This is a genomic window from Kitasatospora sp. NPDC041917 (genome assembly GCF_055589745.1).
In genome coordinates this window covers 188,507-215,345 of the sequence record NZ_JBVJBI010000009.1, presented here as the reverse complement: position 1 = coordinate 215,345, position 26,839 = coordinate 188,507, and the positions used below count along the sequence as shown (strand labels likewise).

At 74.8% G+C, this 26,839-nt stretch carries 25 protein-coding genes; 9 read left to right on the top strand and 16 right to left on the bottom strand.

Features of this window, described 5'->3' with window-relative positions:
* Positions 1–3: 3 nt before the first annotated feature.
* From ACZ6EM_RS14045 to ACZ6EM_RS14015, 7 genes are all read right to left on the bottom strand, one after another.
* Positions 4–2,013 (bottom strand): phosphocholine-specific phospholipase C, encoded by a 2,010-nt coding sequence (locus ACZ6EM_RS14045; protein ID WP_465772450.1) that lies wholly within the window; start codon positions 2,011–2,013, stop codon positions 4–6.
* A 44-nt stretch (positions 2,014–2,057) separates the two neighbouring features.
* Positions 2,058–3,494: an endonuclease/exonuclease/phosphatase family protein gene (locus tag ACZ6EM_RS14040; RefSeq protein WP_452177649.1), complete on the bottom strand. Its 1,437-nt coding sequence runs from the start codon at positions 3,492–3,494 to the stop codon at positions 2,058–2,060.
* A gap of 287 nt (positions 3,495–3,781) precedes the next feature.
* Positions 3,782–4,048, bottom strand: coding sequence for a metal-sensitive transcriptional regulator (locus ACZ6EM_RS14035; protein WP_392877763.1), 267 nt, complete (start codon positions 4,046–4,048; stop codon positions 3,782–3,784).
* Between the two features lie 173 nt (positions 4,049–4,221).
* A complete protein-coding gene (locus ACZ6EM_RS14030; protein WP_401055264.1) occupies positions 4,222–4,569 on the bottom strand; it encodes a PRC-barrel domain-containing protein in 348 nt (115 codons plus the stop codon).
* 344 nt (positions 4,570–4,913) lie between these two features.
* Complete coding sequence (locus tag ACZ6EM_RS14025) at positions 4,914–5,591, bottom strand: response regulator transcription factor (protein ID WP_465772449.1); 678 nt, start codon at positions 5,589–5,591, stop codon at positions 4,914–4,916.
* A complete protein-coding gene (locus ACZ6EM_RS14020) occupies positions 5,588–6,949 on the bottom strand; it encodes a sensor histidine kinase (RefSeq protein WP_401055343.1) in 1,362 nt (453 codons plus the stop codon). The genes ACZ6EM_RS14025 and ACZ6EM_RS14020 overlap by 4 nt, the downstream gene beginning before the upstream one ends.
* Before the next feature lie 226 nt (positions 6,950–7,175).
* Entirely contained in the window at positions 7,176–9,377 is a 2,202-nt protein-coding gene (locus ACZ6EM_RS14015) for an MMPL family transporter (protein WP_465772448.1), read from the bottom strand.
* A gap of 379 nt (positions 9,378–9,756) precedes the next feature.
* Here ACZ6EM_RS14015 and ACZ6EM_RS14010 point away from each other — a divergent pair, with 379 nt between their 5' ends.
* The 3 genes from ACZ6EM_RS14010 to ACZ6EM_RS14000 are packed head-to-tail and all read left to right on the top strand — an operon-like array spanning position 9,757 to position 12,952.
* Complete coding sequence (locus tag ACZ6EM_RS14010; protein WP_380544762.1) at positions 9,757–10,881, top strand: DegT/DnrJ/EryC1/StrS family aminotransferase; 1,125 nt, start codon at positions 9,757–9,759, stop codon at positions 10,879–10,881.
* 22 nt (positions 10,882–10,903) lie between these two features.
* Positions 10,904–11,848, top strand: coding sequence for an NAD-dependent epimerase/dehydratase family protein (locus ACZ6EM_RS14005; protein ID WP_380544760.1), 945 nt, complete (start codon positions 10,904–10,906; stop codon positions 11,846–11,848).
* 12 nt (positions 11,849–11,860) lie between these two features.
* Positions 11,861–12,952, top strand: a complete 1,092-nt coding sequence (locus ACZ6EM_RS14000) for an MGDG synthase family glycosyltransferase (RefSeq protein ID WP_465772447.1) — start codon at positions 11,861–11,863, stop codon at positions 12,950–12,952.
* Between the two features lie 55 nt (positions 12,953–13,007).
* On the opposite strand, the gene ACZ6EM_RS13995 is transcribed toward ACZ6EM_RS14000, so the two are convergent.
* The 4 genes from ACZ6EM_RS13995 to ACZ6EM_RS13980 all read right to left on the bottom strand — a co-directional run bounded on the left by ACZ6EM_RS13995 (position 13,008) and on the right by ACZ6EM_RS13980 (position 16,698).
* Positions 13,008–13,775 (bottom strand): polysaccharide deacetylase family protein, encoded by a 768-nt coding sequence (locus ACZ6EM_RS13995; RefSeq protein WP_465772446.1) that lies wholly within the window; start codon positions 13,773–13,775, stop codon positions 13,008–13,010.
* Entirely contained in the window at positions 13,772–14,659 is an 888-nt protein-coding gene (locus tag ACZ6EM_RS13990) for an SDR family NAD(P)-dependent oxidoreductase (RefSeq protein WP_465772445.1), read from the bottom strand. Before ACZ6EM_RS13990 ends, ACZ6EM_RS13995 begins: the two co-directional genes overlap by 4 nt.
* Positions 14,660–14,737: 78 nt before the next feature.
* Positions 14,738–15,625, bottom strand: coding sequence for a DMT family transporter (locus ACZ6EM_RS13985; RefSeq protein WP_465772444.1), 888 nt, complete (start codon positions 15,623–15,625; stop codon positions 14,738–14,740).
* A 269-nt stretch (positions 15,626–15,894) separates the two neighbouring features.
* Positions 15,895–16,698 (bottom strand): SAM-dependent methyltransferase, encoded by an 804-nt coding sequence (locus tag ACZ6EM_RS13980; RefSeq protein ID WP_465772443.1) that lies wholly within the window; start codon positions 16,696–16,698, stop codon positions 15,895–15,897.
* A 298-nt stretch (positions 16,699–16,996) separates the two neighbouring features.
* Between ACZ6EM_RS13980 and ACZ6EM_RS13975 the strand changes: the two genes are divergently transcribed.
* Entirely contained in the window at positions 16,997–17,596 is a 600-nt protein-coding gene (locus ACZ6EM_RS13975) for an RNA polymerase sigma factor (RefSeq protein WP_359902517.1), read from the top strand.
* Entirely contained in the window at positions 17,593–18,354 is a 762-nt protein-coding gene (locus ACZ6EM_RS13970) for a hypothetical protein (protein ID WP_401048550.1), read from the top strand. Before ACZ6EM_RS13975 ends, ACZ6EM_RS13970 begins: the two co-directional genes overlap by 4 nt.
* Before the next feature lie 29 nt (positions 18,355–18,383).
* Here the strand turns inward: ACZ6EM_RS13970 and ACZ6EM_RS13965 are convergent, their stop codons facing one another.
* From ACZ6EM_RS13965 to ACZ6EM_RS13945, 5 genes are all read right to left on the bottom strand, one after another.
* Positions 18,384–20,051 (bottom strand): condensation domain-containing protein, encoded by a 1,668-nt coding sequence (locus tag ACZ6EM_RS13965; RefSeq protein WP_465772442.1) that lies wholly within the window; start codon positions 20,049–20,051, stop codon positions 18,384–18,386.
* A gap of 270 nt (positions 20,052–20,321) precedes the next feature.
* Positions 20,322–20,999, bottom strand: a complete 678-nt coding sequence (locus ACZ6EM_RS13960; RefSeq protein ID WP_465772441.1) for a 4'-phosphopantetheinyl transferase family protein — start codon at positions 20,997–20,999, stop codon at positions 20,322–20,324.
* Positions 20,996–21,781: a hypothetical protein gene (locus tag ACZ6EM_RS13955; protein WP_465772440.1), complete on the bottom strand. Its 786-nt coding sequence runs from the start codon at positions 21,779–21,781 to the stop codon at positions 20,996–20,998. The genes ACZ6EM_RS13960 and ACZ6EM_RS13955 overlap by 4 nt, the downstream gene beginning before the upstream one ends.
* A gap of 4 nt (positions 21,782–21,785) precedes the next feature.
* Positions 21,786–22,076: a phosphopantetheine-binding protein gene (locus ACZ6EM_RS13950; RefSeq protein WP_049653836.1), complete on the bottom strand. Its 291-nt coding sequence runs from the start codon at positions 22,074–22,076 to the stop codon at positions 21,786–21,788.
* 138 nt (positions 22,077–22,214) lie between these two features.
* A complete protein-coding gene (locus tag ACZ6EM_RS13945) occupies positions 22,215–23,147 on the bottom strand; it encodes a 3-oxoacyl-[acyl-carrier-protein] synthase III C-terminal domain-containing protein (RefSeq protein ID WP_401048544.1) in 933 nt (310 codons plus the stop codon).
* Between the two features lie 179 nt (positions 23,148–23,326).
* Between ACZ6EM_RS13945 and ACZ6EM_RS13940 the strand changes: the two genes are divergently transcribed.
* The 4 genes from ACZ6EM_RS13940 to ACZ6EM_RS13925 all read left to right on the top strand — a co-directional run bounded on the left by ACZ6EM_RS13940 (position 23,327) and on the right by ACZ6EM_RS13925 (position 26,760).
* Entirely contained in the window at positions 23,327–23,590 is a 264-nt protein-coding gene (locus tag ACZ6EM_RS13940; protein WP_380544725.1) for a hypothetical protein, read from the top strand.
* Positions 23,587–24,732: a glycosyltransferase gene (locus tag ACZ6EM_RS13935; RefSeq protein WP_465772439.1), complete on the top strand. Its 1,146-nt coding sequence runs from the start codon at positions 23,587–23,589 to the stop codon at positions 24,730–24,732. The genes ACZ6EM_RS13940 and ACZ6EM_RS13935 overlap by 4 nt, the downstream gene beginning before the upstream one ends.
* A gap of 239 nt (positions 24,733–24,971) precedes the next feature.
* Positions 24,972–25,955 carry an ATP-binding cassette domain-containing protein gene (locus ACZ6EM_RS13930; RefSeq protein ID WP_465772438.1) on the top strand — a complete coding sequence of 328 codons (984 nt, stop codon included), beginning with the start codon at positions 24,972–24,974 and terminating at the stop codon, positions 25,953–25,955.
* Between the two features lie 40 nt (positions 25,956–25,995).
* A complete protein-coding gene (locus tag ACZ6EM_RS13925; RefSeq protein ID WP_465772437.1) occupies positions 25,996–26,760 on the top strand; it encodes an ABC transporter permease in 765 nt (254 codons plus the stop codon).
* Positions 26,761–26,839: the final 79 nt, after the last annotated feature.

Genomic DNA, 26,839 nt, shown 5'->3' with positions numbered 1-26,839 from the left:
GGCTCAGTGCACCCAGCCCGCGTAGCGCTGGACGAAGCGCTGACCGGTGTGGGCGGTCACGACGACGTCGTAGCGGCCCTGCTTGTCCAGCGGCCAGGCCAGGTCGGCCTGCTTGCCGGGCTTGACCTGGACGGTCTGCGCGGTGCCCGCGAAGTCGTTGGGCGCGGCGGTGAAGGCCACGTCGGTCATCCCGTCGTTGGCCACCTGGAGGGTGAGCCTGCGGTTGCCGCGCAGGTCGGCGGTGACGATCGGCACGCCGATGTCGTTCTGGCCGTCCTGGCCGTCGCGCACCACGGTGCCGGCGAAGCGTCGGACGAAGCCGTCCGGGCCGTGCACGGTGAAGTCGTAGCGGCCGCCGGTGGCGGCGGCGTCCCAGACGTACCGGGCGGTGGCTCCGGGAGCGACGGTGTACGGGGTGCCGGCGAAGGGGAGCAGGATGTTCGGGTAGACGGTGTACGGGAAGGCCACCGAGCCGTCGTTGCTCATCGTGCAGGTGACCCTGCCGGTCTTCCGGTCCACCTCGACGTCGGCCCACGGCTGGTACGGAAGCGGCCGGTGCGGGCGTTCGCCGCGCTCCTGGACCGGCATCGCCTGGGCGCCGACCGCCGGCAGCGCGACGCCGGGCAGCTTGGTGCCCGCGTCGGCCCTGGCCATCAGCGCCTTGGTGTCGGGCAGCGCCGGGATCGAGTGCTCGGGGGCGGCGAAGTCGAAGCAGCTGGTGAGGTCGCCGCAGACGGCCCGGCGCCAGGCCGAGATGTTGGGCTCGGCCACCCCGGTGACCAGCTCCATGAAGCGCAGCACCGACGTGTGGTCGAAGACCTGGGAGTTGACCCAGCCGCCGCGCGACCAGGGCGAGATCACCCAGAGCGGCACCCGGTTGCCGAGGCCGATGGCCCGTCCCTGGGTGAACTCCTCGGGGGTGCCGGGCTCGGGGGTGGGCGGGACCATGTGGTCGAAGTAGCCGTCGTTCTCGTCGTACATCACCAGGAAGACGGTGTGCTGCCAGACGTCCGGGTTGGACATCAGCGACTGCAGGGCCTGGTCGACCCAGTGGGCGCCGTAGGCCGGACCGGCCTCCGGGTGCTCGGAGAACAGGTAGGGCGCGACCAGCCAGGAGACGGTCGGCAGGGTGCCGTCCTTGCAGTGGCGGTCGAAGTCGGCGGGGTCGAACTTCGTCATCGCTTTGACGTACCGCGGGTCGTCGTGCGGGAACTCGTGGAACTGCTTGAAGTAGGAGAGCGCGTTGTCGTCGTAGTCGCCGGTGCGGTCGTCCTTGCTGGGGTTGTGGTAGACGCGCCAGCTGACGCCGGCCGCCTCCAGGCGCTCGGCGTAGGTGGTCCAGTCGGCGACGGGGTTGTCGGTGACCGGGGTGTTGTCGATCCACGGGCCGGTGGTGCCGTCCCGGCCGGGGCCGGCGGTACCGGTCCACAGGTAGAGGCGGTTGGGGTCGGTGGGGCCGGCCAGCGAGGTGAAGTAGGCGTCGCAGACGGTGAACGCGTCGGCCAGGGCGTACTGGTAGGGGATGTCGTCGCGGGTGAAGTAGCCCATGGTGCGCTCGCCCTTGGCGGCGATCCACTTGTTCATCGCACCGTTGTTGATGGCCTGGTGGCCGGTGGCCCAGTCGTGCGGGAGGCCGCCGGCGTTCTGGGCGTTGTACTTGGCGGTGTCCATCCGGTAGGGCAGCATCGCGCCGCCGTCGCTGCGCCGGCTGTCGGGCTGGCGGAAGACGTCGGTGCCGTCCGGGAACTGGAGCGCCTGCTTGTCGCCGAAGCCGCGGACGCCGGCCAGGGTGCCGAAGTAGTGGTCGAAGGAACGGTTCTCCTGCATCAGGACGACGACGTGCTTGACGTCCTTGATGGTCCCGGTGAGCGGGGCGGCGGGCTTGGCACCGGCGGCGGTGGCGGGGGCCGGGGCCGGGGCGGCGGCGGCCTGGGTGGCCGCCAGACCGGTCAGGGCGGTGGCGCCGGCGGCCGCGGTGGCGCCGACGAAGGTGCGGCGGGAGAGCTCGGGCATGACGAACTGGCCTCTCGGAGCTGGGGGATGGGGAGCCGGGGAGCTCAGAGCCGGAAGGTGGCGACCGCGGCGGCGGTGTCGGAGGGCCACTCGTTGGCGGCGGAGCCGGGCTCGGGCTGCGGCCAGTCGGCGACCAGGGTGTGCGCCTCGACCAGCTTCAACGGGCCCGCGTACTGGACGTAGTCGACGCGGTCCTGCGGCTCCGGACGGTCGCCGCGCCGCTTGCGGGTGGGCGACCAGGTGTTGCCGGGGGCCTTGACCGGATCGGGGCACTCCTCGCGGAAGGTGTCGGTCAGTCCGGCCCCCTGGAGGGCCGTGGTGACCGGCCAGGCGAGCGCGCCGACGCCCTGGTGGGCGGCGGCGGTGGCGGCCGTCCAGTCGCGGTGCGAGGGCGAGGAGAGCGCGCCGGCCAGCACCACCGGGGTGCGCCGGGCGATGTCGGTGCGGACGGCGGCGGCCAGCGCCCTGGCCTGCCGCAGCCGCAGCGAGCCGTTCTCGGCGGCCTCCACCTCGGCGGCGCTCCGCCCGTCCTGGACGGCGTACGGGCCGTAGCCCGCCTCGTCCAGGTGGGCGGCCCAGAAGCGGACGCTGCGGCCTCCGGGCAGTCGCAGGGTGGCCGCGGCGGCGGGCAGTTCGGCGGTCGGGGCGGTGACGTCGGTGAGCGGGTGGCGGCTGAGGATGCCGACGCTGCCGGGGCTCTGGTAGGCGTACCAGCCGAGGGCGTCGGCCAGGGTCCTGGCCCGCTCCCCCGCGGTCTCCTGCAGGGCGAGCACGTCCAGGCCCTGGGCGAGGACCACGCGCAACTGCTTCTCCAGCGCGTCGGTGTGGGCCGAGCCCGCGTCGTGCAGGTTCCAGCTGGCGGCCTTGAGGCGCAGCGGTGCGGCCGGGTCCACCACCGGGACGAGGACGGTGACGGTGTCGGTGGCGCCCGTGCTGTCCTTGACGCCGACGACCACCGGCTCGGGGTTCTTGCCGGCGGCGGCGGGGGCGGTGCCGGTGAGCGTGCCGTCGGCGCTGACGGCGGCCCAGGCCGGGCCGCCGACCTTGCGGTAGGTGGCGGAGCCGGCCGGGTTGCCGGCCGGGCGGGACCAGAGGCCGCCGAGCCGGACCGTCACGGCGGCGCCCGGGGCGACGGGCGTGGCGGTGAACGCGTCCACGGCGGCGTGCGGGCGGACGACGGCGGGCTTGGGGCGGAAGGAGAACGGCTCGGTCCTGGCGAGGATGCCGTAGCCGTCCTTGGCGAGCAGGTAGGCGGTGTACGGGCCGCCGGTCAGCGCGGAGGTGTCGAGCTGGACGTCGCCCGAGGTGCCCGGGGTGTACTTCCACAGCAGCGAGCCGCCGTTGCCGGGCTGGCGGCCGCCGTCGTAGATGCCGACCCAGTTCTTGGCGTCGGGGGCGTCGGTGGTCCACTGGAAGGTGAGCCGGTCGCCTTCGGTGGGGTTGGTGGAGGAACTGAGCGTCAGGGCGCTGCCTGCGGCCACGGTTGTCCTGTCCGCCGCCCGGGACCGGGCCGCCGGGGGACGGTTCGCCGGGGCCGGGTACGGCTGGTCACGGAGGCTGGGAGAAGGGAGCTCGCGCAGTTGGCTGTACAACTGCGGGCGGCCTCATTCACCCGAAGGCCGGCGACCGGCGCATGAACGAAGCATGACGGGGCGTCGGGCGGTGCGGGAACTTCGGTGGGCGCACCTGCGGACATGCGGCGGGGGCCGCGGTGGACCGGTCCACCGCGGCCCCCGTCGGGCCGTGCTCCTGAGGCGCGGAGCGCCGGTCAGGCCAGGGCGAGGAAGAGCTTCTCCAGCTCGGCCTCGCTCATCGGCGGGGCGTCCTCGTCCGCGGCGGCCATGCACTGGCGCATGCCGCTCGCGACGATCTTGAACCCGGCCCGGTCGAGCGCGCGCGAGACGGCGGCGAGCTGGGTGACCACGTCCTTGCAGTCCCGGCCCGCCTCGATCATCGCGATCACCCCGGCCAACTGCCCCTGCGCGCGACGCAGCCGGTTCAGGACCGCGCCGACCGCCTCCTCGTCCACCTGCATGTCGGGCCGCCTTTCACATCGACTGTCGATGGACAAGTGTACCCGGCGGGGTATTCATTCCCGGGTGGCGAACGTCGTACCCGACCCGCCCGCGCCGGACGCGGGTCGGCGGCGGGTCGGCGGCAGGGGCGGGCGCGGGTCGGCGGCGGGTCGGCAGCAGGCCAGGGGGCGGTTCAGCGGCGGGCCAGGCGACGCTCCCCGCCCGCGCCGGTCGCGTACGGAAGCTCGTAGTACGCGAACACGGCGGGCTCGTCCTCGGCGGGCAGCACGTCGTCGGTGCCGATCGCCGGCGCCTGCTTGACGAGGTTGCGCGGGTACGCCACCCGGAGGTAGTCCGGGCCGGCCACCGCACCCTCCAGCGGGACGAACACCAGGCGGCGCCGACCGGCGAACCCGACCGTGACGGTGGCGAAGAACGGCTCGTCGCTGGCCGTCTCCACGTAGACCGACTCCAGCGAACCGATGCGGTGGCTCTTCTCGTCGACCACGGCGTGGCCGCGCCACTCGCGGATGTCCGCCATCGCGATGCCCACGGTCCGACCTCCCGTCCCCGGCTGTTCCCCCGCCCCGGTCTCCCATCCTGCGCCGGGAGCGGCCGGGACGCGCGGCGAGGCCACGAGCCCCCGGCCCGACGAAAGGGACATGCGGGGGTGACCCGGCCAACCGCCACGGGGGCCGTGACCTGGGCTTTAGGCTGTCCGGCAGCAGGACCGCGACCACGCCTTCTACCGCTCGCTGGGCTTCCTCTCCTACGAGGAGAAGGAGATGTCCGCCTTCGGGCTCCCCCGCGTCCGCGCTCCGCGGGCAGGGGCGGGGGCGGGGCGGTCCCCGGCCTGACCCCGGCCCCGCCGCGCCCGCCGCACGCTCAGACCGGACGGCCGGGCGGTACCAGGCCGCTCTGGTAGGCGATGGCGACGAGCTGGGCCCGGTCTCGGGCGTCGAGCTTGGACATCGCCCGGTGGACGTGGGTGCGGACGGTGAACGGGCTGACGAACATCCGCTCGGCGATCTCCTCGTTGGTGAGGCCGGTGGCGGCCATCGACATCACCTCGCGCTCACGGGCGGTGAGGACCGCCAGCCGCTCGCTCGCGGGGGTGGCGGACGCCGGCTCGGGCTGGGCCAGGAACTGGTCGATCACGGCCCGGGTGGCGGCGGGCGAGAGCAGCGCCTCGCCCGCCGCGACGGTGCGCACGGCGGCGAGCAGTTCCTTGGGGTCGGCCCCCTTGCCGAGGAATCCACCGGCGCCCGCGCGCAGCGCCTGGGCCACGTACTCGTCGATCTCGAAGGTGGTGAGGATGAGCACCCGGGTGCCGGACAGCTCCTCGTCGCCGCAGATCTCGGCGGTGGCACCGAGACCGTCGACGCCGGGCATCCGGATGTCCATCAGCACGATGTCGGGCTTGGTGGCCCGGGCGAGCGCGACGGCCTCCCGGCCGTCGGCGGCCTCGCCGACCACCTCCATGTCCTCCTCCGCCTCGATCAGCAGGCGGAAGGCACCGCGCAGCAGGGCCTGGTCGTCGGCGAGCAGTACCCGGATGGTCATGCGTGGTCCCTGTCCTCTCGGAGCGCGCCGTCCGCCCGGGCGGCGTGCTCCTGTCGTTCGGCCGGTGTCGGGCGATCGGTACGGGTGGTGCGCGCGGCCCGGGCGGCCCGGGCGACGTCGGCGGCGGTGAAGGCGCCCGCGGACTCGGGGCCGTCGTCGCGGGCGCCGGTGCGCAGCGGCAGTTCGGCGGTGACCAGGAAGCCCCCGTCGGGCCGCCGGTCGGCACTGAGCCGGCCGCCGACCGCCCCGGCCCGCTCGCGCATGCCGATCAGGCCGAAGCCGCCCTCGCTGGGCGGGTGCTGGGGCAGCGACACCGCGCGGCGGCGGCCGGTCACGGTCGGTCGGCCGTTGGCGACGCTGACCGCGACCCGGCTGCCGCTGTAGGCGAGGGTGATCTCGGCGTCGGCGCCGTGGGCGTGCTTGGCCACGTTGGTCAGCGACTCCTGGACGATCCGGAAGGCGGTGAGGTCCACGCCGGGCGACAGCGGGCGGGCCTCGCCCTGGACGGAGAGCCGGATCGGCAGGCCGGCCCGCTCGAAGGTGGTGATCAGTTCGGGCAGCCGGTCGAGGCCCGGGGCGGGTTCGAGCGGGGCGCGGTCCTCGGCGCGGCGCAGCAGGCCGACGGTGGCGCGCAGTTCCTGGAGGGCCGAGCCGGTGGCGTCGGTGATGTGGCTGAGCACCTCCCGGGCCTGGACGGGGTGGTTGTCCATGAGGTGGACGGCGATGGCGGCCTGGGCGTTGGCGAGGGCGATGTGGTGGGCGACGACGTCGTGGAGGTCGCGGGCGATCCTGATCCGCTCGTCCGCGACCCGCCGACGGGCCTCCTCCTCGCGGGTGCGCTCGGCGCGTTCGGCACGCTCCTCGATGGCGGCGAGGTGGGCGCGGCGGTTGCGGATCGAGTCGCCGAGGGCGCCGGGCAGCAGGGCCCAGGCGAGCACGCCGAGCCGTTCGCTGACCGGCCCGCCGGGGCCGAACAGCAGGGCGATCCCGGTGAGCAGGACGGCGGCGGCGACCGAGGCGCGCAGCGCGGTGGCGCGGTCGGTGCGGATGGCGAGGAAGTAGAGCGCGAGCAGCAGCGGGGTGGCCAGGGTCGGGGTGAGCCGGGGGCTGACCATGGCGAGCAGCATCGTGCAGAGCAGCGTGACGGCGACCACCGCACGCGGGTGGCGGCGGTGGGCGAGCACGGTGACGGCGGAGACCAGCGCGATGACGAAGGTGGGCGCGGCGAACGGGGTGAAGCGGCCGCCGGTCTGGTCGATGGTGGCGCCGAGGGCGGTGACCGTGATCATGGCCGTGCCGCCGGCGACGTCGAGCAGCCGCGGATGGTCGCGGCGCAGGCGCTGCCAGAAGTCGCTCATGCTCGTGCTCTCCGGTCGGGGGGACGCCGGCCACGCCCGCAACCGGGCAAGCCTGGGTTCGAGCCGCGCCGATCCCGCTCGGGGGCGCGGCGGGCCGCGGCGGGGGCCTCCGCACGCGCGGTGGCCCCCGACAGCAACGGTAACGGTTGGGCTCGAACCGATGTCCGAGCGGTAGGGCGCCGGCCCGGCCCCGCACGGTGTCGGGGCGGGGTCGGGCGGCAGTGCCCTAGACGGTGACCGACTCCCGGGCCGGGGCCTGCTCGGGGGCGGGGGTCTCCAGCTTGCTGCCCTCGACGTCCACGTCCGGTATCAGGCGGTCGAGCCAGCGCGGCAGCCACCAGGCGCGGCGGCCGAGCAGGGCGAGGACGGCCGGGACGACGGTCATCCGGACGATGAAGGCGTCGAAGGCGACGGCCGCGGCGAGGCCCAGACCCATCATCTTGATCATCGGCTCGCTCATCCCGATGAAGCCGGCGAAGACGGCGATCATGATGAACGCGGCGGCGGTGACCACCCGGGCGTTGTGCCGGAAGCCGGTGACGATCGCCTCGCCGGGCTCCTCACCGTGGACGTAGCCCTCGCGGATGCGGGTGACCAGGAACACCTCGTAGTCCATGGCGAGGCCGAAGACCACACCGATCATGAAGATCGGCATCATGCTCATCACCGGGCCGGTCTGCTCCACGCCGATCAGCTCGGCCAGCCAGCCCCACTGGAAGACCGCGACCACGGCGCCGAGCGCGGCGACCACCGACAGCAGGAAGCCGAGGGCCGCCTTCAGCGGCACGAGGATCGAGCGGAAGACCACCATCAGCAGGACGACGGCGAGGCCGACGACCACGGCGAGGTAGGGCAGCAGCGCGTCGGACATCTTCTGCGAGACGTCGATGTTCATCGCCGTGGTGCCGCTGACCAGGACCGTCGCCCCGGTGGCCGTCTTCAGGCCGGCCGCGTCGTGGCGGATGGCGTGCACGATGTCCTTGGTCTCGGCCTCGCTCGGACCGGTCGCCGGGACGGCGTTGAGCAGGGCCGTGTCGCCCGCCTGGTTGAACATCGGCGGCGTCACCGCGACGACCCCCGGCAGCCCGGAGACCTTCTTGGCGACCTCGTTCGCGGCGGCCTTCGGGTCGGCGACGCCCTTGACGTCCACCATGACCGTCAGCGGGCCGTTGAAGCCGGGGCCGAAGCCCTCGGAGAGCAGGTCGTACGCGCGTCGCTGGGTGGTGGAGGTGGGCTTCGACTCGTCACCCGGCAGGCCGAGCCGCAGGTCGAGCGCGGGGGCCGCGAGCACGCCGAGGCCGATCACACCGCCGAGCAGCACCGCGAGCGGGCGGCGCAGGATGAAGCGGGCCCAGCGGGCTCCGCCGTTCTCCTTCGCGGCCGGGGCCGCCCCGCCGCGGGCCTTGCGGGCCTTGCGCGGCAGCACCTTGCGGCCGAGGAAGCCGAGCAGGGCGGGCACCAGGGTGAGGGCGACCAGCACGGCGATGACGACCGTCCCGGCGGCGGCCATGCCCATCTTGGCCAGGATCGGGATGCCGACCACGGAGAGGCCGGCGAGCGCGATCACCACGGTGAGGCCCGCGAAGACCACCGCGGACCCGGCGGTGCCGACCGCCCGGCCCGCCGCCTCCTGGGGCGCGCGGCCCTCGGCGAGCTCGGCGCGGTAGCGGGAGACGATGAACACCGCGTAGTCGATGCCGACCGCGAGGCCGAGCATCATGGCGAGGGTGCCGGTGGTGGTGGAGAGCCCGAGCGTGCTGCCGAGCGCGGTGATCAGCGCCATGCCGAGGCCCACGCCGACGACCGCGGTGAGCAGCGGCAGGCCGGCCGCGACCAGCGAGCCGAAGGTGATCACCAGCACGACGGCGGACAGCGCCATGCCGATCGCCTCGCTGCTGCCCCCGGCGTCGGCCTTGGCCATCAGCGCGGTGCCGCCGATCTCGACCTTGAGCCCGGCGTCCCGGCCGTGCTGGGCGGCCCGCTCCAGGGTGTCGGTGGCGGTCTTGGACACCTCGCCGGCCTTGGCGGAGTAGCTCACCGTCGCGTAGGCGGTGGTGCCGTCCGAGGAGACGGCGCCCGGCATCTTGAACGGGCTCACCGCGCCGGTGACCTGCTCGGAGCCGGCGAGCTCGCCGACCGTCCGCTCGACCGCCTGCTGGTTGGGCGCGGCGGTGATCTTCTGGCCGGAGGGGGCGACGAACACCAGGCGCGCCGAGGCCCCGTCGGCGTGGCCGCCGGGGAAGCGCTCGTTCATCAGGTCGAACGCCTTCTGCGCTTCCGTGCCGGGCATCGCGAAGCCGTCGTCGGGTGCGGCGGGCGCCTTGGCCGCCAGGACTCCGACGGCTGCCAGCACGGCGACCCAGAGGAAGGTCACCAGCCGGCGCCGGACGAAGGTCCATCGGCCCAGGCGGTAGAGGAACGTGGCCACGGGAGAGCGGACTCCTTCGGATGCGGTTCTCGGGAACAGGAGGCGCCGCGGCCGACCGGACGTCCTGGCGGACGCGGTCCCCCGCAGCATGACCCATCCTTGATCGCCGACCCCTGCTCCGTCGTCGTCCCTGTGCAGGCCGTTTGCGTACTGCGGACGCAGTAGTGCCATCCCCCGCACGGAGGAGCGCACGCCCTGCGCCGGAAGCAGCCCCCGGACCTGCGACGGCCGCAGATCCGGTCACCCGTGCGGTCGGCGACGGCGGGCCGGGGACCGGTGGGCGAAGTAGCGTGATGTGCCTGACCCGTCCGCCGACGTGCGGTTCGGGAGGATTCGACCCGATCGGTGCTGCTCCGGCAGCCCGCCGCCGGAGGTGCCCATGGGCGTTCCAGCCGCCCGCATCGTGTTCGACGAGAGCGACCGCGCGGCCGTCGCCGAAGCGGTGACCGAGATGCTCACCACCGGCGCGCTGACCCTCGGTCCGTGGACCGAGCGCTTCGAGCAGGCCTTCGCCGCCGAGCACGGCGCCTCGCACGCCGTCGCGGTGAGCAGCGGCACGGCGGCGCTGGAGGTGATCCTGCGCAGCGTCGACGTCCGGGGCCGCGACGTGGTCGTCCCCGCCGTCACGTTCTACGCGACCGCCGGGGCGGTGGTGCACGCGGGCGGGCGGCCGGTCTTCGCCGACGTCGATCCGGCCACCCTCGCGCTCTCCCCCGAGACCCTGGAGGCGGCGCTCACCCCGGACACCGCCGCCGTCGTCCTGGTGCACATCGGCGGGCTGGTCGGCCCGCGGGTCGACGCCCTGCGGGCGCTGTGCGACCGGCGCGGCGTCCCGCTGGTCGAGGACGCCGCGCACGCCCACGGCAGCAGCTTCAACGGCCGCGCCGCCGGCACCTTCGGCCTGGCCGGGGCCTTCTCCTTCTACCCGACCAAGGTCACCACCAGCGGCGAGGGCGGGATGATCCTCACCGAGTCGCCCGAGCTGCGCGACGGGGCCCGGATCTACCGCGACCAGGGCAAGGGCTCCTTCACCACCAACCACCACGTGAAGCCCGGCTACTCCTGGCGGATGAGCGAGCCGCACGCCGCGATCGGCGCGGTGCACCTGCGCCGGCTGAAGGAGTTCATCGAGACCCGCCGGGCCGTCGCCCGCCGCTACGACACGGCGCTCGCCGGGCTGGACGGGCTCGACCCGGTGCCCGAACCGCCCGGCTGCCGCGGCAACTACTACAAGTACGTGGCGCTGCTGCCGGCCGGGGTCGACCGCGCCGAGTTCAAGCGGGCGGTGGCCGAGGAGCACGCGGTGCGGCTGTCCGGCGAGGTCTACGACCTGCCGCTGCACCTCCAGCCGGTGTTCGCCCCGTACCGGCGCGGGCCGCTGCCGGTGGCCGAGGACGTCTGCGCCCGGCAGGTCTGCCTGCCGGTGCACTCCGACATGACCGAGGACGAGACGGAGCAGGTGGTCGACGCCGTCTCCGCGGTGTACCGGCGCCTGGCCGGGTAGCCGGAGCGAAGGGAGCAAGATCGTGCGGATAGCCGTCACCGGGGGCTGCGGGTTCATCGGCTCACACGTCGTGGACCACCTGATCGCGGCCGGCCACGACGTCCTCGCGGTGGACACCACCGACAAGTACCTCAACCCGGACGCCGAGCACGCGCGGCTCGACGTCCTCGACCTCAAGGCCCTCACCGCGGCGCTGGCCGGCAGCGAGGTGGTCTACCACCTGGCCGCCATGGCCGACGTCGAGCAGGTCAGCGCCGACCCGGTCCGCGCGGTACGGACCAACATCGACGGCACCGAGGCCGTCCTGGAGGCCGCCCGGCGCAGCGGCCTGAGCCGCACGGTCCTGGCGAGCACCGTCTGGGTCTACGGCGCCGCCCTCACCGACGAGCAACTCGACAGCAGCGAGCAGGAGTTGGACGAGCACGTACCGATCGAGCTGGAGCACAGCGGCCATCTGTACGTGGCCACCAAGCTCGCCGCCGAGATGCTGGTGCACAGCTACCGCGAGCTCTACGGGCAGCACTTCACCATCCTTCGCTACGGCATCCCGTACGGCCCCCGGATGCGGGACGAGCTGGTCGTCGCCCGGTTCGTCCAGGCCGCGCTGGCCGGCCGGCCGATCACCATCGCCGGGGACGGCCGGCAGAGCCGCAACTTCGTCTACGTCGAGGACCTCGCCGACGCCCACGTCCGGGCCCTGTCCCCCGCCGCCGAGGACCAGACCTTCGCGCTGGAGGGCTCGACGGCCGTCTCGGTGCGGGACATCGCCGACACGGTGGACGGCCTGCTGGGACCCGTCACCATCGAGCACATCGACGGGCGGAAGGCCGACTACGCGGGGCGGCGGATCTCCTCGGCGCAGGCCAAGCGGCTGCTGGGCTGGTCGCCGAGCACCAACTTCACCGACGGCGTGCGGCGGTACGCGGACTGGTACCGGGCCGCCGTCGGCACCGCCGCCGGCGCCTGACGGGGCCGCCCGATGCCGCACGCCCTGCTGGTCTCCGGCTCGCTCGGACAGGGCCACGACGTGATGGCCCAGGCCTGCGCCGACACCCTGCGGGAACGCGGCTGGACCACCCGCACCGTCGACGCCATGGCCCTGCTCGGGCAGCGCTCGGGCGCGGCCGGGGAGGCGGTGTTCCGCCGGCTGCTCGACCTGCCCGGGGTGTACGACGCCTTCCACTTCTCGGCGCTGCGGCCCGGCGCCCGGATCGCCCTGCTCGCCGACGCGGCGGCCCGCGGCCGGCTGGTCCCGGCACTGCGGGAGCTGATCGAGGCGCAGCGGCCGCAACTGGTGGTCTCGGTGTTCGCCACCGCGACCTCGGCGGTCAACCGGCTGCTGCGGCAGGCACCGGAGCGGGAGTTCCGGCACTTCGTGTTCTGCACCGACGTGACACCGCACCGGCTCTGGGTGCAGGAGGGGACGGACCTGTTCCTGGTCACCTCCGAGGTCGCCGCGTGCGCGGTCCGGCGGTACCGGCCGGAGGCCGACATCGCCGTCGTGCCGGCGCCGTTGCGCCAGCCGTTCTACCGGCCGCCGCGACGGGCCGCGGCGCGGGCGGAGCTGGGCGTGCCGGCGGGCGCCGCGTGCGTCCTGCTGATGTCCGGCTCCTGGGGGCTCGGTCCGCTCGCCCGCACCGCCGCCTCGCTGGCCGCCGCCGGGCCGCACGTCCTCGCGGTGGCCGGGCGCAACCGGGAACTGGAGCGCCGGCTGCGGGCCGCCGCGCGCCGGGAGCCCCGGCTGCACCCCTTCGGCCACACCGACCGCGTCCCCGCGCTGATGGCCGCCGCCGACCTGGTGGTCACCAGCTCGGGCGACACCTGCAGCGAGGCCCGGGCACTGGGCCGGCGGCTGCTGCTCCTCGACGTGGTGCAGGGGCACGGGCGCGACAACCTCCAGCACGAGCTGGAACTCGGCCACGCCGACGTCGCCACCGCCCACCCGGCCGAGGTGGTCCGCAACGCCCTGGCCGCACTCCACCGCCCCGAGCCCGCGCCGTCCGCCGGCGCCACACCGGAGGCGTGGCAGGCGGGGTTCGGGGCGGCGCTGCGGCGGATGGGGCTGGGGTAGCCGCACCGGGCGGGTCCGGGGCGGCCGGTGTCCGGTACTCCTGACGACGCGTCGGTCACACCGGGCGGTTCCGGCCGGCGGGCGGCGGCACCCGGTGGTCGCGGAGGGGGCCGAGGGTGAGGCGGCGGGTGCGGCAGTGCGCGGCGATCAGGGGGAGGGCGGCGAGGGTGGCGCGCCAGGAGCCGGGGGCGGAGGTGCAGTCGGAGTCGTGCAGCAGGAGGGTGGCACCGCCGGTGAGGCCGGGGCGGGCGGTCGCGTAGACGGACGCGCCGGTGGCCTCGGCCGTCCAGTCGCGGCCCCAGGCGGTCCACAGCACCGTGCGCAGGCCGAGGCGGCGGGCGGCCAGGGCCGGGCCCGCGGTCAGGACGCCGTACGGCGGGCGGTACCAGAGCGGACGGGCGCCGCAGAGTCCGGCCACCGCCTCGGTGGCGCGGCGCAGTTCGCGCAGGTCGCGGCCGGGGGCCGGGTACCACTGCCGCCGGTGGTGCCAGCCGTGGACGGCCACCTCGTGGCCGCGCAGCACCAGCTCCCGGCCGAGCGCGGGGGCCCGCTCCAGCATCGCGCCGAGCAGGAAGAAGGTGGCGCGCGCACCGAGTTCGTCCAGCGCGTCGAGGACGTACGGGGTGCTGCGCGGATCGGGGCCGTCGTCGAAGGTCAGGGCGACGTGGCCGGGCGCGGTGCCGTGGCCGGCGGTGCGGCGTGCCAGGGTGCGGCGCAGCGGCGGCAGCCGGACGGCGGCCGGGGCGAGGTGCAGGAACTCGGCCCCGGCGGCGACGGCGAGGGCCCCGGCGGCGAGCGCCCCCGGGCGCCGGGCGGCGCTCACCCGAAGCGGGAGGCCATCCGGCGGAACACGCCCGGGGCCACCCCGTGGATGCGGGCCGGGAAGCCGAGCCACTGCGGGATGTAGAGCCGGTCGCGCCCGGTGGTGATGGTCGCGACCACGACGTCCGCGACCCGCTCCGCCGGGACCGGGCGCGGGCGGTCGCGCTGGTACGGCGTGCCGCGCCGGTCGAAGAACGGGGTGTCCACGGCCCCCGGGAGCACCAGGCGCACCCCCACCCCGGTGCCGCGCAGCTCGTACCAGAGGCTCTCCGCGAACATCGTCAGCCCGCCCTTGGTGGCGGCGTACCCCGACTCGTCCCGCACGCCGACCTGGCCGGCCATCGAGCCGAGCAGCACGATCCGGCCGCGGCGGCGTTCCAGCATGCCGGGCAGCAGCAGGCGGACCAGGCGCAGCGGGGCGGCGAGATTGACCTCGATCATCCGGTCCAGGGTGTCGGAGGGCGTCTGCGCGTACGGGCCGCGCCAGCCCAGGCCGGCGCTCGCGATCAGGGCGTCCACCCGGCCGGCCGCGGCCAGGGCGGCGTCCGCGAGGCGGGCCGGGCCGTCCGGCTTGCTCAGGTCCTCGGGCAGGGCGCGGCCGCCGGTGCGGTCGGCGAGTTCGTCGAGGCGGGCGCGGTCGGTGCCGGAGAGCAGGGTGTGCCAGCCGGCGTCGGCCAGGCGGGTGGCGGTGGCGAGGCCGATCCCGGAGGAGGCGCCGGTGATCAGCGCGACCGGGCGGTCGGCCGGGGCGGCCGGGGCGGCCGGGGCGGTCCGGCCCTCCGGGGATCTCGGGGCCGAGGGCTCCTTGGGGTCCGAGGGGTCCGAGGGGTCCGTGCGGGCCTTCGGGCCTGACCGCCGGGGTCGGGAGTGGGACTCCTCCGCCATCGGGCACCTGCCGCTCTGTGGCCGTGTCGCCGTCCGATTCGTCCGGCAAGTCACCTTCGCATGGCGGAGCCGTCCGGGCTACCGGGGCGGGACGGCGGGCTCCGCCTCGGTGTCCCGGTGCGGAGCCACCAGTTCGGCGGACTCGCCCTCCAGCTCACCGAAGCGGGAGAGCACGAAGGTGCCGCCCACCGCGATCACGAAGCCGGTCAGCGCGCACCACTCGAACCCGGGCCGGGCGGCGTCCCCGAGCACCGTCACGCCGATCAGCGCCGGACCGAAGGTCTCGGTCACCGTCCCGGCGGCGGTCGCGGCCGTCACCGTCCCGCGCTGCAGCGCCAGGGCGTAGGCGAGGTAGCCGCCGAGGCCGCCGACGGCGAGGGCGTAGGCGGCGGGATCGGTGAGGACGGCGACCGGGCCGGAGACGTCCAGGACCCGCACGGCCAGGCTGGTCACGCCGAAGCCGACCCCGGCCAGCAGGCCCAGGCCGGCCGCGGCCGCGTTGCCCTCCCGGCGCACCAGGACCACGGTGGCGAGCACCATGGCGGCGGTGGTGGCGAGCAGCGCCCAGTGGAAGGCGGTCGCGGCGTGGTCACGGCCCTCCTGGCCGGAGCCGAGCGCCAGCAGGGTCAGGCCGAGGACCACCGCGAGGATGCCCGCGAGATCGCCCCGGCGCAGCCGGGCGCCCAGCAGCCAGACGGCCGCCAGGGCGGTGACGGCCAGGCTGGCGTTGGTGACGGCCTGGACGAGGAAGAGCGGGAGGGTGCGCAGGGCGACGATGCTCAGCACGAAGCCGACGATGTCCAGCAGCGTGCCGAGGATGAACTGCCAGGACCGCAGCAGCGCGGCCAGCAGGCCCGCCCGCACCCGGTCGGCGCGCGGGGCCGACCGCGCGCCACGCGCCTGGAAGACCGCCCCGAAGCCGAAGCAGACGGTCGCGGCCAACGCGGTGGTGAGTCCCAGCAGCATGCCTCTCCCTGCCTCGCGGGGCAGTATTCGGTTCCCCACCAGTCTGTGCCCGGGGGAACGGGGGCGCACGGGTGGGATGACGGGAGCGAGCGGCAGCACCGGGACGGACGCTGCGTGCGCCCTGAGCGGCAGCACGGCAGCGCGGCATCACCGGGAGGACTCCACGACCCCGGGTGGCCCGCACCGACGGATGCGGGGCCACCGGGGGCCGCGCCGGGCACCGGAGCACGGCATCGACCGGGCCGGGCGGTGGAAAGTCGTCCGATGGTTCACGGCCGGACGGCCACCGCGGCGTACAGCGAGACCTCCTCGGCGGCCCCGGGCGTCTCGTCCGGCGCGGGCCGCCACTGCGCGATGGGGACGAGCCCCGGGTCGAGGAGCGTCCAGCCGTCGAAGAAGCGGACGATCTCCGACCGGGTGCGGGCCTGGGCGGCGGTGCCGGCGGCCTCGTAGATCCGGGTCAGCCGGGCGATGTCCTCGGGTGCGAACTCGGGGCTGACGTGGGTCAGCACCAGGGCGCTGCCGGGGACGAGGGCGGATTTGAGGCGCTCGACCAGCTCGTACGCGCCGTGGGTGTCGGGGACGAAGTGGAGCAGGGCGTTGAGGGAGAGCGTGACCGGGCGGGACAGGTCGAGGGTCTCCCGCAGGCCCGGGGCGGCGAGCAGTCCGAGCGGGTCGGTGACGTCCGCCTCGACGTACGCGGTGCGGCCCTCGGGGGTGCCGGTGAGCAGGGCCTGGGCGTGCGAGAGCACGATCGGATCGTTGTCGGCGTAGACCACGCGGGCGTTCGGCCGGATGCCCTGGGCGACCTCGTGCAGGTTGGGCGAGGTGGGGATGCCGGTGCCGATGTCGATGAACTGGTCGAAGCCGGCCTCGGCGAGCGCCCGGGTCGAGCGCTGCATGAAGGCGCGGTTGACCCGGGCGGCGGCGCGCAGCCACGGCGCGACGGCGAGGGCCTGTCCGGCGGCCTCACGGTCGGCGGCGAAGTTGGTGAAGCCGCCGAGGAAGTAGTCGTACATCCGGGCCGAGTGCGGCACGTTCAGCCGCAGGTCCACCCCGTCGTAGAGACCCATCGCGCTCTCCCCCGGTTCCACTCCCGACCGATCATTCCCGACCGATCGCTCCTGACCACGATAGGCGGGACCGGTCGCGTTCCGAACAGCTTCGGAGCATTCCAACCAACCGACGGCGCCCATGAGATGACCATCTGTATTCGGATTGCATCCTGGAGTGACGGGCCTGATGGAATGAGGATGGGCACCGACAGCCCGACCCTCGGGTGGCCGGGTGAGCAGCCGACGGCCACGGAAAGCAGGCTCGATGACGATCGACAGGGGTGCCCCGGCGCGCAGGTTCCGGGGCGGAACGGCCGTGGCGCACATTCACGGAGCGGAGACGGCGCCGGCGGCCGGCTCCGACCGCGCTCCCCGGTCCGACCCCGAACTCCGCCTGGGCCTCGCCTACGCCGCCTTCTGCGAGACGCACGAACCCGCCTGGCACGCGCTCGCGTTGACCCGGATAGGCAACCGGTCCGACGCGGAGCTGGTCGTCGGGGCGGTGAAGTCCGACCTGGCCCGCTGCTGGCCGCAGGTCCTGCGGTTCGAGGAACCGGCCGCCTACGCCTGGCGGTTGGCCAACCGGCACGTGTCGGACTGGGTGGCCGCCGAGGAACCGGTGGAGGTGGAGGCGGTCACCTTCGCGGCGGTGATCGGGGCCTTCAAGCAGGTGGCGAAGGGGCTGCTGCACAGTGAGGCCGACGAGGTGCGGCTGTACGCGGCGATCCTCGAACTGCCGGACCGGCAGCGGGACGTGGTGATCCTGCGGTACCTGCTCGGCCTGCACGTCAAGGTGATCGCGGCGTACCTGGGGCGGCCGGTGGCGACGGTGCACTCCAACCTCCGGCACGCCCGGGAACGGCTGGCCCGCCGGCTCGGGGTGGGCGAACTCCCGGACGACGAGGGCGAGCTGTGACGGGGAGACCGGAGGAGGGCGCCCCGGCCGGTGCGGAACCGGCGGACGGCGGCCCGGCCGGTGCGGAACCGGCGGACGGCGGCCGGACGGTGTTCCGCGTTCCCCGGCCCGAACGCGCCCATGCGGAGCGGGTCGCGGCGCTGCGCCGGGCCAGGCTCACCGCCGCGCCCGCCCACCTGCCGTCGGAGCACGAGCAGGCGGCGTTCGAACTCGGCCTGGTCGTGGCCCTGGTGCTGGGCGCGCCGGACGCCTCGCGCGGACTCGACCTGCTGGTGAACGCGCGCCGGATCGAACCGGAGGGGGCCGAGGTGTTCGGCGCGCTGCTGTACGCCACCGGCAAGGAGGAGGGCGCCGAGTTCTGGTGGCGCTTCGCGGCGGGCTCGGGCAGCGGGACGGCCGCCTACTGCCTGCACCTGCACCACCTGATGCTCGGCGAGACGGACGACGCCGACTACTGGCGGGCCTGGTCGGACCAGCTGGCGACGGTCGAACGACCGCCCGGGCCGCGGGTGTTGCGGATGAACCGGCCGCTGCTGCCGGACGACGTACGGCGGGACATCCTGTCGCGGGTGCACCGGGGGCTCGCCCCGCAGCTGCCGCCGGCGCTGGTCGCGGTGATCGACCGGCTGCCGGTGCAGGACGGGGACGAGGAGGAGGTGCCGAGCCCGTGGGGGCTCACCTCGGGGGCGACCTCCGGCTGCTCCTGGACGGACCTTCCGTGGGGAGCCGGGGACGATCACGGCGCCCCGTGGGAGTGAGTGTCCCGCGGGCTGCCGTGATCATCCGTTCAGGTGAGCGCCGACAGCCGGGCGACGACGGCCTGGTCGCGCCCGCTCCCGGTCTCGGTCCGCTCCCCCGCCGGCGAGGTGTGCCGGACGACGTACCGGTGCGGTGCCATCGCGGTGTCGCGCCCGGCCAGGGCGGCGACCACGGCGCGGTGGGCCTCGGCGGGGCCGAACGAGGGGTCGACGGCGGCCACCTCGGCCACCAGCGTTCCCTCGCTCACCGAGAGCCGGTGGTCCCCGAGCGCGGCGTCCAGGAGTTCGCGGACGGCCGCGAGATCGATCCAGGAGCCGTCGACCAGCCTCCATTCACCGCCCCGGCCGGCCCCCGGCGGACCGAGCGCCGCGGGCAGGTCGGCCAGCAGCACCGGGCCCTCGGCGGCGGCCGCGAGCACGGCCGGCAGCGCCCGGGCGAAGCTCTCGGCCTCCTCGGGGTCGAGCACCTGGGGACAGGCGATCAGGGCGAAGTCCAGGCTGCCGGTGATCCGCAGGACGGTGAGCATCAGCCGGACCGGCAGCGGCGGGGCGGGCAGCACGGTGAGCTCGGGATCGGCGGCCGGGGGCGGCTGGACGGCGGCGACGGAGGCCGGGATGGTGAGACTCAGATCGTTGACGACCACCTGGCGGGCGAACCGGGCGCCGCGCACATGGGCCGCGTCGTCCACCAGCTGCCAGACCTTCTCGGCGTCCAGGGTGCTGTGCCAGTAGGCGCTCAGCGAGGCCGACTTGGCGCGGCCGATCAGCTGGTCGAGGTCGGCCGCGCCGGCGTCGAGCAGGATCAGCGCGTCCTGCGCGAGGGTGCCGACGTGGTCGATCAGGGCGGCGCGCTGACGGTTGGCGGACAGCGCCGAGAACACCAGCTCGGAGCGGCCCGCGCGGTGGGCGACCAGCGCGGCGAAGGCGGCGAGCAGGACGACCGAGGGGCTGGCGCCGGTGCGCCGGCAGACCGCGGCGAGGTCGTCGGCGGCGGTGCGCGAGCGGACCAGCAGGGCGCTGTGGTCGCGGGGCGGGCCGCTGATCCGCGCGTCGGAGAAGACGCCCACCGGACCGGCGGTCAGGATCCGGGCCCAGTGCCGCAGGGCGGCCGCCGACCTGCGGCGGCCCTGGGCGCTCTGCTCCGCCACCGCGATCCCCAGCGGGGTCGGCGCGGTGACCGGCGGCAGCTCCTTCCCGGCGGCGAGGGCGCACCAGTCCTCGATCAGCACGGCGGTGGCGGCGCCGTCGGCGCCCGCGTGGCAGACCACGGCGACCAGCCGCAGCAGTCGCTCGCCCGCGGCGATCAGCGTGAACCGGATCCTCGGCGGCAGGTCGGGGCCGACCGGAACGGTGACATCGACCCGGCCCAACTCCTCGGCCATCGCGTTCAGTTCGGCGTCCGATCGGCAGCCGGCCTCGACCACGGAGACGGCGAACCGGCCCTGCCGGTGCACCACCTGGCGGTCCGGGAATCCGTCCGGACCGGGGCCCGCGGGAAAGGAGGTCCGCAACGACTCGTGCCGCTCGACCAGCCGGCGGAGGGCGACCAGCCCGGAGGGGACCGAGGTGCCGTCGGGCACCGGCCAGACGGACCCCTTGTTGATCGCCTCGGGGGCACTGGCCCGGATGCAGCGGATCATGTTGTCCTGGCCGCGGGTGAGCGGTCCGGAGCCGCTGCTCTCGGCGGCGTACCGCACGGTGACCCGCCTGGTGGCCGGATTCGCGCCGCACGGTGTCGCGCCGAGTGACGCCGGGTCGTGCGGTGTCGCGCCGAGTAGCGTCGGGTCGTGCGGTGGAGCGCCGAGTGACGTCGGGTCCTGCGATGGAGCGTCGTGCGGTGCCACGTCGTACACGCCTTTCGGCTTGCCGGGAAGGGCCGGGGAGGGCTCGGCAGGGGGTGTGACCGGGACGCTACCAGCGCCCTCGTCAGCTGGTCCAGACCAAACCTGACCTGATCGAGTGTTTCGTCAATTCCCGTGCCACTCATGCGAGTTGACATGTATTGACGATTCCCCGAGGGCGGCGACGGCAGCCCGGAACGGTTCCGCGACGGGGACGTCGCAGAGCCGGGCCGGGCCGGCGCCGAGCGCGCCCGGGCCGGCCACCAGCACCGGCGACGGACCGGCGACGGGCACGCCGAAGGACTGCACGACGCGCCCGCCGTACGCCTTGACGCAGGCCTCCCGGCGGCACCACAGCGCGGTGAACCGCGCCGCCCGCTCGGCCGGTTCCGCGGGCTCGGCGACGAACCACGCCTCCTCGACCGGGAACCAGCGGGCGGCCATCCGCTCGGCCGTCCGCGGGTCGTGGAGCCGTTCGACGTCGACACCGACCGCCCGCCCCTCGGCGAGGGCCAGCACCGCGACGGCGTCCGAGGCCGACCAGCTGACCCGCAGCCCGCCGTCCCCCGCCGGCTCGGGCTTGCCGTTCGGCCCGTACCGCCAGACCACGTCGGCCGGGTGCACGCCGAGCCGGGCGGCGACCAGCTGCCGGACGGCGCCGCGCACCACGGTGAAACGCTCGCGCGCCCCGGGGTCCATCCCGGACGCCCGGGCGCGCTCGCCCTGGTCGAGCAGCTGCCACAGCTCCCCGGCCGGAGCGGCCGGTTGACGTGTGTCGATCAGCCAGAGATCGATCGCCGTCACGGCAGGGTCAGCGTGCTCAGCACGCCGAGCCGGCGGTCGAACCCGGCCAGCAGCGCGGGCCGGCCGGCCGCCCGCCACTGCGGGAGGTGTTCGGCCAGCTCCGCCCAGAGTCCGGTGAACGGCTGCGTCGGCGGGGGCTCCGGCGGGCCGAAGCCGGGGCCGAGCAGCAGTGCCGCCTCGGGCCCGAGTTCCCCGGCCGCGGCCCGGACCGACTCGGCCGGGGAGGTCGCGCCCCTGGTCTGCCGGACGGCCAGGCCCTCGCCGGGGGCCTCCTCGCAGACCAGCAGCACCACCGCGTGCCGCTCCGGCAGCGGCACCGGTCCGGGCGGCTCGTAGTGCAGCGCGGTCTGTTCGGCCAGCACCACCACGGCCCGGCGGCAGCCGCCGGTGCGCTGGTGGCCGGCGGCCAGCCGCAGTGCGGTGAAGGCCGCCGCGCCGCCCTGGTCGCAGACCGCGAAGGCGAGCGGGCCGCCCGGGACGGACCGGCTGAGCGCCAGCGAGGACGGCGCGCCGGGCCGCACGTCCGGGGTGTCGAAGGCCAGGATCAGCAGGTCGGCCGGCTCGTCCTCGGCGAGCGCCTCGCGGAGCACTCCGGCGGCCAGTTCCTCGTAGGAGTGGCCGACGCCCTCGCCGAGCAGGTCCTCGCGCAGCGGCAGGCCGTAGGGGCGGACGAGGTCGGAGACGAAGACCCGCAGGTCCGGGTCGAGCGAGGTCTCCGAGCGGCCGTCGAACCGGCGGGCCAGCGCCCGGGTGATCCGCAGACCGGTGGGACCGGGGGCCACCCGGTCAGTCCTCGGGGATGACGTGCCCGGCGACGTAGTCGGCCAGCCTGGTGACCGACCGCAGGTCGTCCTCGGTGATCTGCTCGACGTCCACCTGGATGTCGAGCGACTCCTCCAGCTCCAGGATCAGCTCGATGGTGCCGGCCGAGGTGAGGCCGAGGTCGTCGAAGAGGCAGGCGTCCTGCGGGATCTCGGGCAGTTCGCGCTTGAGGACGCGCGGCAGGAGCTCGCCGATGCCGTGCAGGATCCGCTCGCGCAGTTCGGGGTCGGTGGTCTGGACCGCGGCTTCTGACATGGGTGTCCCGTCCCGTCGTACGTGGGATGTGTGCTCCGGGGCTTGCAGGCGCCCCGGGGCTCTGGGTGGTGTGGGAATCCGGCGTCACCGTGCGGACGGCGGCCGGCGGATTCGGCGGCATCGGTGGCCGGCGGACCGTCAGTACCGCATCGCCATAGCGGAGAAGGTCGCTCCGACACCGGCGGCGGCGATCAGGTAGTGGTCGCCGCGGCGGAGCAGCCCCCGCGTGGTGGCGGTGTGGAGATTGATGAGGCTGTCCGAGGCGAAACTGTGCCCGACCGACCGCACGTTGTCCAGCACGACTTTCTCGACCGGATAGCCGATCCGGCGCGCGATCATCCGCCAGGACGCCTGGTTGACGTTGTGCGGCAGGATCGCGGCCAGGTCGGAGAGGTCCAGACCGGCCTGGTCCAGGGCGGCCTCGATCGCCTCCACCATCACGTTCGGGTACTCGCGCTGGTAGCGGGCGAGCAGGTCCGGGTCCTCGGCCAGCCGGCCGTCGAACTCCGGGCGCTGGCGCACCACGAAGGAGAGCATCCGGTGGCGCTCGCCACCGGCGCTGACCAGGCAGGCGGCCGCGCCCTCGGCGAAGATGCCGGTCTCGGGCACCACCTGGGCGTCCCTGGTGAAGGTCTTCTCGCCGGTCAGCACCAGGGCGAGCGCCGCCGGGTCGGGTTCGTCCGCGAGCAGCCTGCCGGCCAGGTCGATGGCCAGCAGGCCCACCGCGCAGGCGTGGTGGGTCACCGTGAAGGCGTTGGCGTGCGCCAGTCCACGGGCTTCGAGCAGGTCGTGCAGCGGGTTGAGCGGATGGGGCACCGCCACCGGCATGCTGCGGGCGTGGATCACGAAGCGGATGTCGGGTTCGCGTCCACGCAGCTCCGGCAGGTTGTCCAGGGCGGCGTCGAGCAGGTCGGGCAGCGTCCCGGTCGGATCCAGACGCAGCTGGTCCAGGCCGTGGAAGCGGCGGAAGAGACGGAGTTGACGTGGGGTCAGGCCGATGAGCTCGCCCACAGCCTCGATGGGAACGGCGTGCGGGGGGAGGTGGACGGCCACTGCCTCCAGTGCGGTCACCCGGGCTAGTATTCCGACGCCCGCCGGGTCGCACAAGTGATCTCGGGCCCCCTCCGTCGCCGCCGCTCCCCGGGAAGCCGGTCAACTTCCCCACGGCGCGGCCGCGTTCACCCCCGTGCCGTCGAGCAGGTGGGAGATCTCTCATGTCGAACCCTGAACCCCCCTACCCCGGAGCCCCGTTGAACCAGGATCTGGTGGCCCTGCTGGTCGAGGTGGCCGGTGCGCCGCCCGGCTGGGCGCGTCACGTCACCCCGGACGCCCGGCTGGACGGTGACCTGCTGCTGGACGAGGACGAACTCGCCGAACTGGCCGATCGGCTGCGCGGGCGCTTCGGCCCGCAGGCCGACCTGGCCGCGCTGCGCGCAGGGCTCGACCTGGCCGCCCTGGAGGCCCTGACCGTCGCCGACGTCCAGCGACTGCTCCCCGAGGAGGGCGCACGATGACCCGGTTCCTCCTGGTGATGCCGCCGTTGACCGGCCACGTCAACCCGGCCGCCGGCATCGCCGCCGAGTTGACCGCACGCGGCCACCAGGTCGCCTGGACCGGCACCGAATCGGTGCTGCGCCCGCTGCTCGGCCCGCAGGCCCGGGTGCTCGGCACCGGCACCCGGGCGTTCCGGGCCCAGGGCGGACACGGGCTGGCCGCGTTGCGCTCGCTCTGGGAGGGCTTCATCGTCCCGTACACCAGGTTCACGCTGAAGCCGCTGGACGCCGCCGTACGGGAGTGGCGGCCGGATGTGCTGCTGGTCGACCAGCACACTCCGGCGGGCGCGCTGGTCGCACACCGGCACGGTCTGCCGTGGGCGTCCTTCGCGCCCGGGGCGATGGAACTGGGGCGCCCCTACCGGGCGTTGCCGCAGGTCGAGGCCTGGATGACGGGGCTGCTGCGGGGGCTGTGGGAGCGCGCCGGGCTGCCCGCGGAGGAGTACCTGGACCCGCGTTTCTCCCCCGCCCTGGTCCTGGCGACCACCGGTCCGGCCCTGACCGGCTCGACCCCGCCGCCGGAGCACGCGCTCGTCGGGCCGGTGATCCCGGCGCGGCCGCACGATCCGGACTTCCCGTGGGAGCGGCTGCAGCCCGGCCGGCGCCGGGTGCTGGTCACCATGGGGACCCTGGCCGGCGAGCTGGGCGCGGACTTCCTCGCCCGGTCCGTCCGGGCGCTGGAGCTGTGCGGTGACGAGGTGCAGCCGGTGTTCGCCGCGCCGAGCGAGCTGCTGCCCGAACTCCCCTCCCGGGCCGTCGCGGTGGGGCGGGCGCCGGTGCTGGAGCTGATGGCGCGCGGCGAGCTGGACGCGGTGCTCTGCCACGGCGGGATGAACACCGTGGGCGAGGCCCTGGCGCACGGACTGCCGCTGGTCACCGCACCGATCCGGCACGACCAGCCGATCGTGGCCGGCCAGGTGGCGGCGGCGGGCGCGGGGCTGCGGGTGCCGTTCGCGCGCGTCACCTCGGTGCGGCTGGCGGACGCGCTGCGGGCCGTCCTGGACTCCACGGCCCACCGGGAGCGGGCGGTTCAGGTCGGGAGCCGACTGCTCGCCGGGGGCGGTGCGGTGGCCGCGGCGGACCGGCTGGAGGCGCTCGGCTGAGCGGGCCCGGACCGGGCTCGTCCCACCCCCGGACCGCCCCGATCCACCCTCGGAGCCGCCCCGCCCCGCCCCGGAAACGCCGCCCCTTAGCAGACCGGCCGAGGGTACGTCCATTGGTCTAGGCCATTGTTTCCGGGGCGGGGTTCGCCCTAGGGTGTCGCAGCGGCACCGCCCTCCGCAGGTGCCGGGCCCCGCCTTTCCAGGTGCCGTGGCAGCCCATCCCCGCACGGGAGTTCCGGTTGATCGAGACCGCGGGACTGCGCAAGTCCTACCGCAAGAAGACCTCCCGCCGCAGCGGCGAGAACCCCACCGTCGACGCCGTCCGCGGCATCGACCTGTCGGTCGCCGCCGGCGAGATCTACGGCTTCCTCGGCCCCAACGGCGCGGGGAAGACCACCACCCTGCGCATGCTGGCCACCCTGATCCGCCCGGACGGCGGACGGGCCACCATCGCCGGGGCCGACCTGTTCACCGACCCCGCCGGGGTCCGCCGCCGGATCGGCTACGTCGCCCAGGGCGGCGGCACCACCGACCACGTCAGCGGCCGCGAGGAGCTGGTCCTCCAGGCCCGGATGTACGGCGCGGCCAAGGCCCAGGCCGTCCAGGCCGCCGCGGACGCGCTCAAGGCCTTCGACCTGGCCGAGTTCGGCGACCGCCCGTGCGCCACCTACTCCGGCGGCCAGCGCCGCCGGGTGGACATCGCGCTCGGGGTGATCCACCAGCCCCGGGTGCTGTTCCTGGACGAGCCCACGGTCGGACTGGACCCGGCCAGCCGGGCGCACGTCTGGGAGGAGATCCGCCGGCTGCGCACCGAGGGCATGACGGTGGTCGTCACCACCCACTACCTGGACGAGGCCGACGCGCTCTGCGACCGGGTCGCCATCGTCGACCACGGTCAGGTCGTGGCCGAGGGCACCCCCGAGGCGCTCAAGCGCGAGATCTCCGGCGACGTCGTCCTGGTCGGACTGGACGCCGCGGAGGCCGCGGAGGCCGCCTTCGAGCGGGCCGCCGAGGTGCTGCGCCCGCAGCCGTACCTGCACCGGCTGGAGCAGAACGGCGACGAGGGGCTGCGACTGTACCTGGAGGACGGCGCCGCCGCCATTCCCCGGCTGCTGCGCGCCCTGGAGGCGGCGGGCGTGACGCCCGGCACCGTGCAGCTCCAACGGCCCAGCCTGGACGACGTGTTCCTGGCCCGCACCGGCCGCTCGCTGCAGCAGTCCTGACCCCGTACCGCCCGGACCCGCACAACTCCCTGGGGAGACCGTGAAGCTCGCCCGCGACACCTGGCTGGTCTTCCAGCGCCAGCTGCTGCTCATGATCCGCACCCCGATCTGGATCGCCGTCGGCATCATCCAGCCCGTGTTCTACCTCCTGCTGTTCGCCCCGCTGCTGAAGAAGGTGCTCGCCCCGGAGGGCGCCGGCAGCTACGCCGACGCCTACCAGGTGTACGTGCCGGGCCTGTTGGCGGTGCTGTGCATCTTCGGCGGACTGTTCACCGGCTTCAGCCTGCTCGGCGAGCTCAGGGCCGGCATCATCGAGCGCTCCCGGGTGACCCCGGTGAGCCGGCTGGCGCTGCTGCTGGGACGGGCGCTGCGGGAGATGGTGGCGCTGCTGGTGCAGGCCGTTCTGATCACCCTGATCGCGCTGCCGTTCGGGCTGCGGGTGAACCCGCTGAACCTGCTGCTCGCCTACCTGCTGCTGGGCCTGCTGGCGCTGATGACCTCGGCGATCTCCTACGGCATCGCGCTGATGGTGCCGACCGACGCGGCGATGTCGCCGGTGGTCAACACCATCGCGCAGCCGATCGCGCTGCTGTCGGGGGTGCTGCTGCCGCTCACCCTGGCGCCCGGGTGGCTGCAGCAGGCGGCCAGGTGGAACCCCTTCTACTGGGCCGTGGAGGGCATGCGCGCGCTGTTCTCCGGGCACGCCGGGGACAGCGTGGTGTGGCAGGGACTGCTGGTGGTCGTCGTGATGACCGTCCTGGCGGTGTACTGGTCGGCCCGGCTGTTCTCCACCCGGGTGCGCTGACCGACGAACGGCGGAGGGGCCCGGCTCACCACGAGCCGGGCCCCTCCCTCGTTCGTCGTTCCGCGCCCCCGCCGGTCCG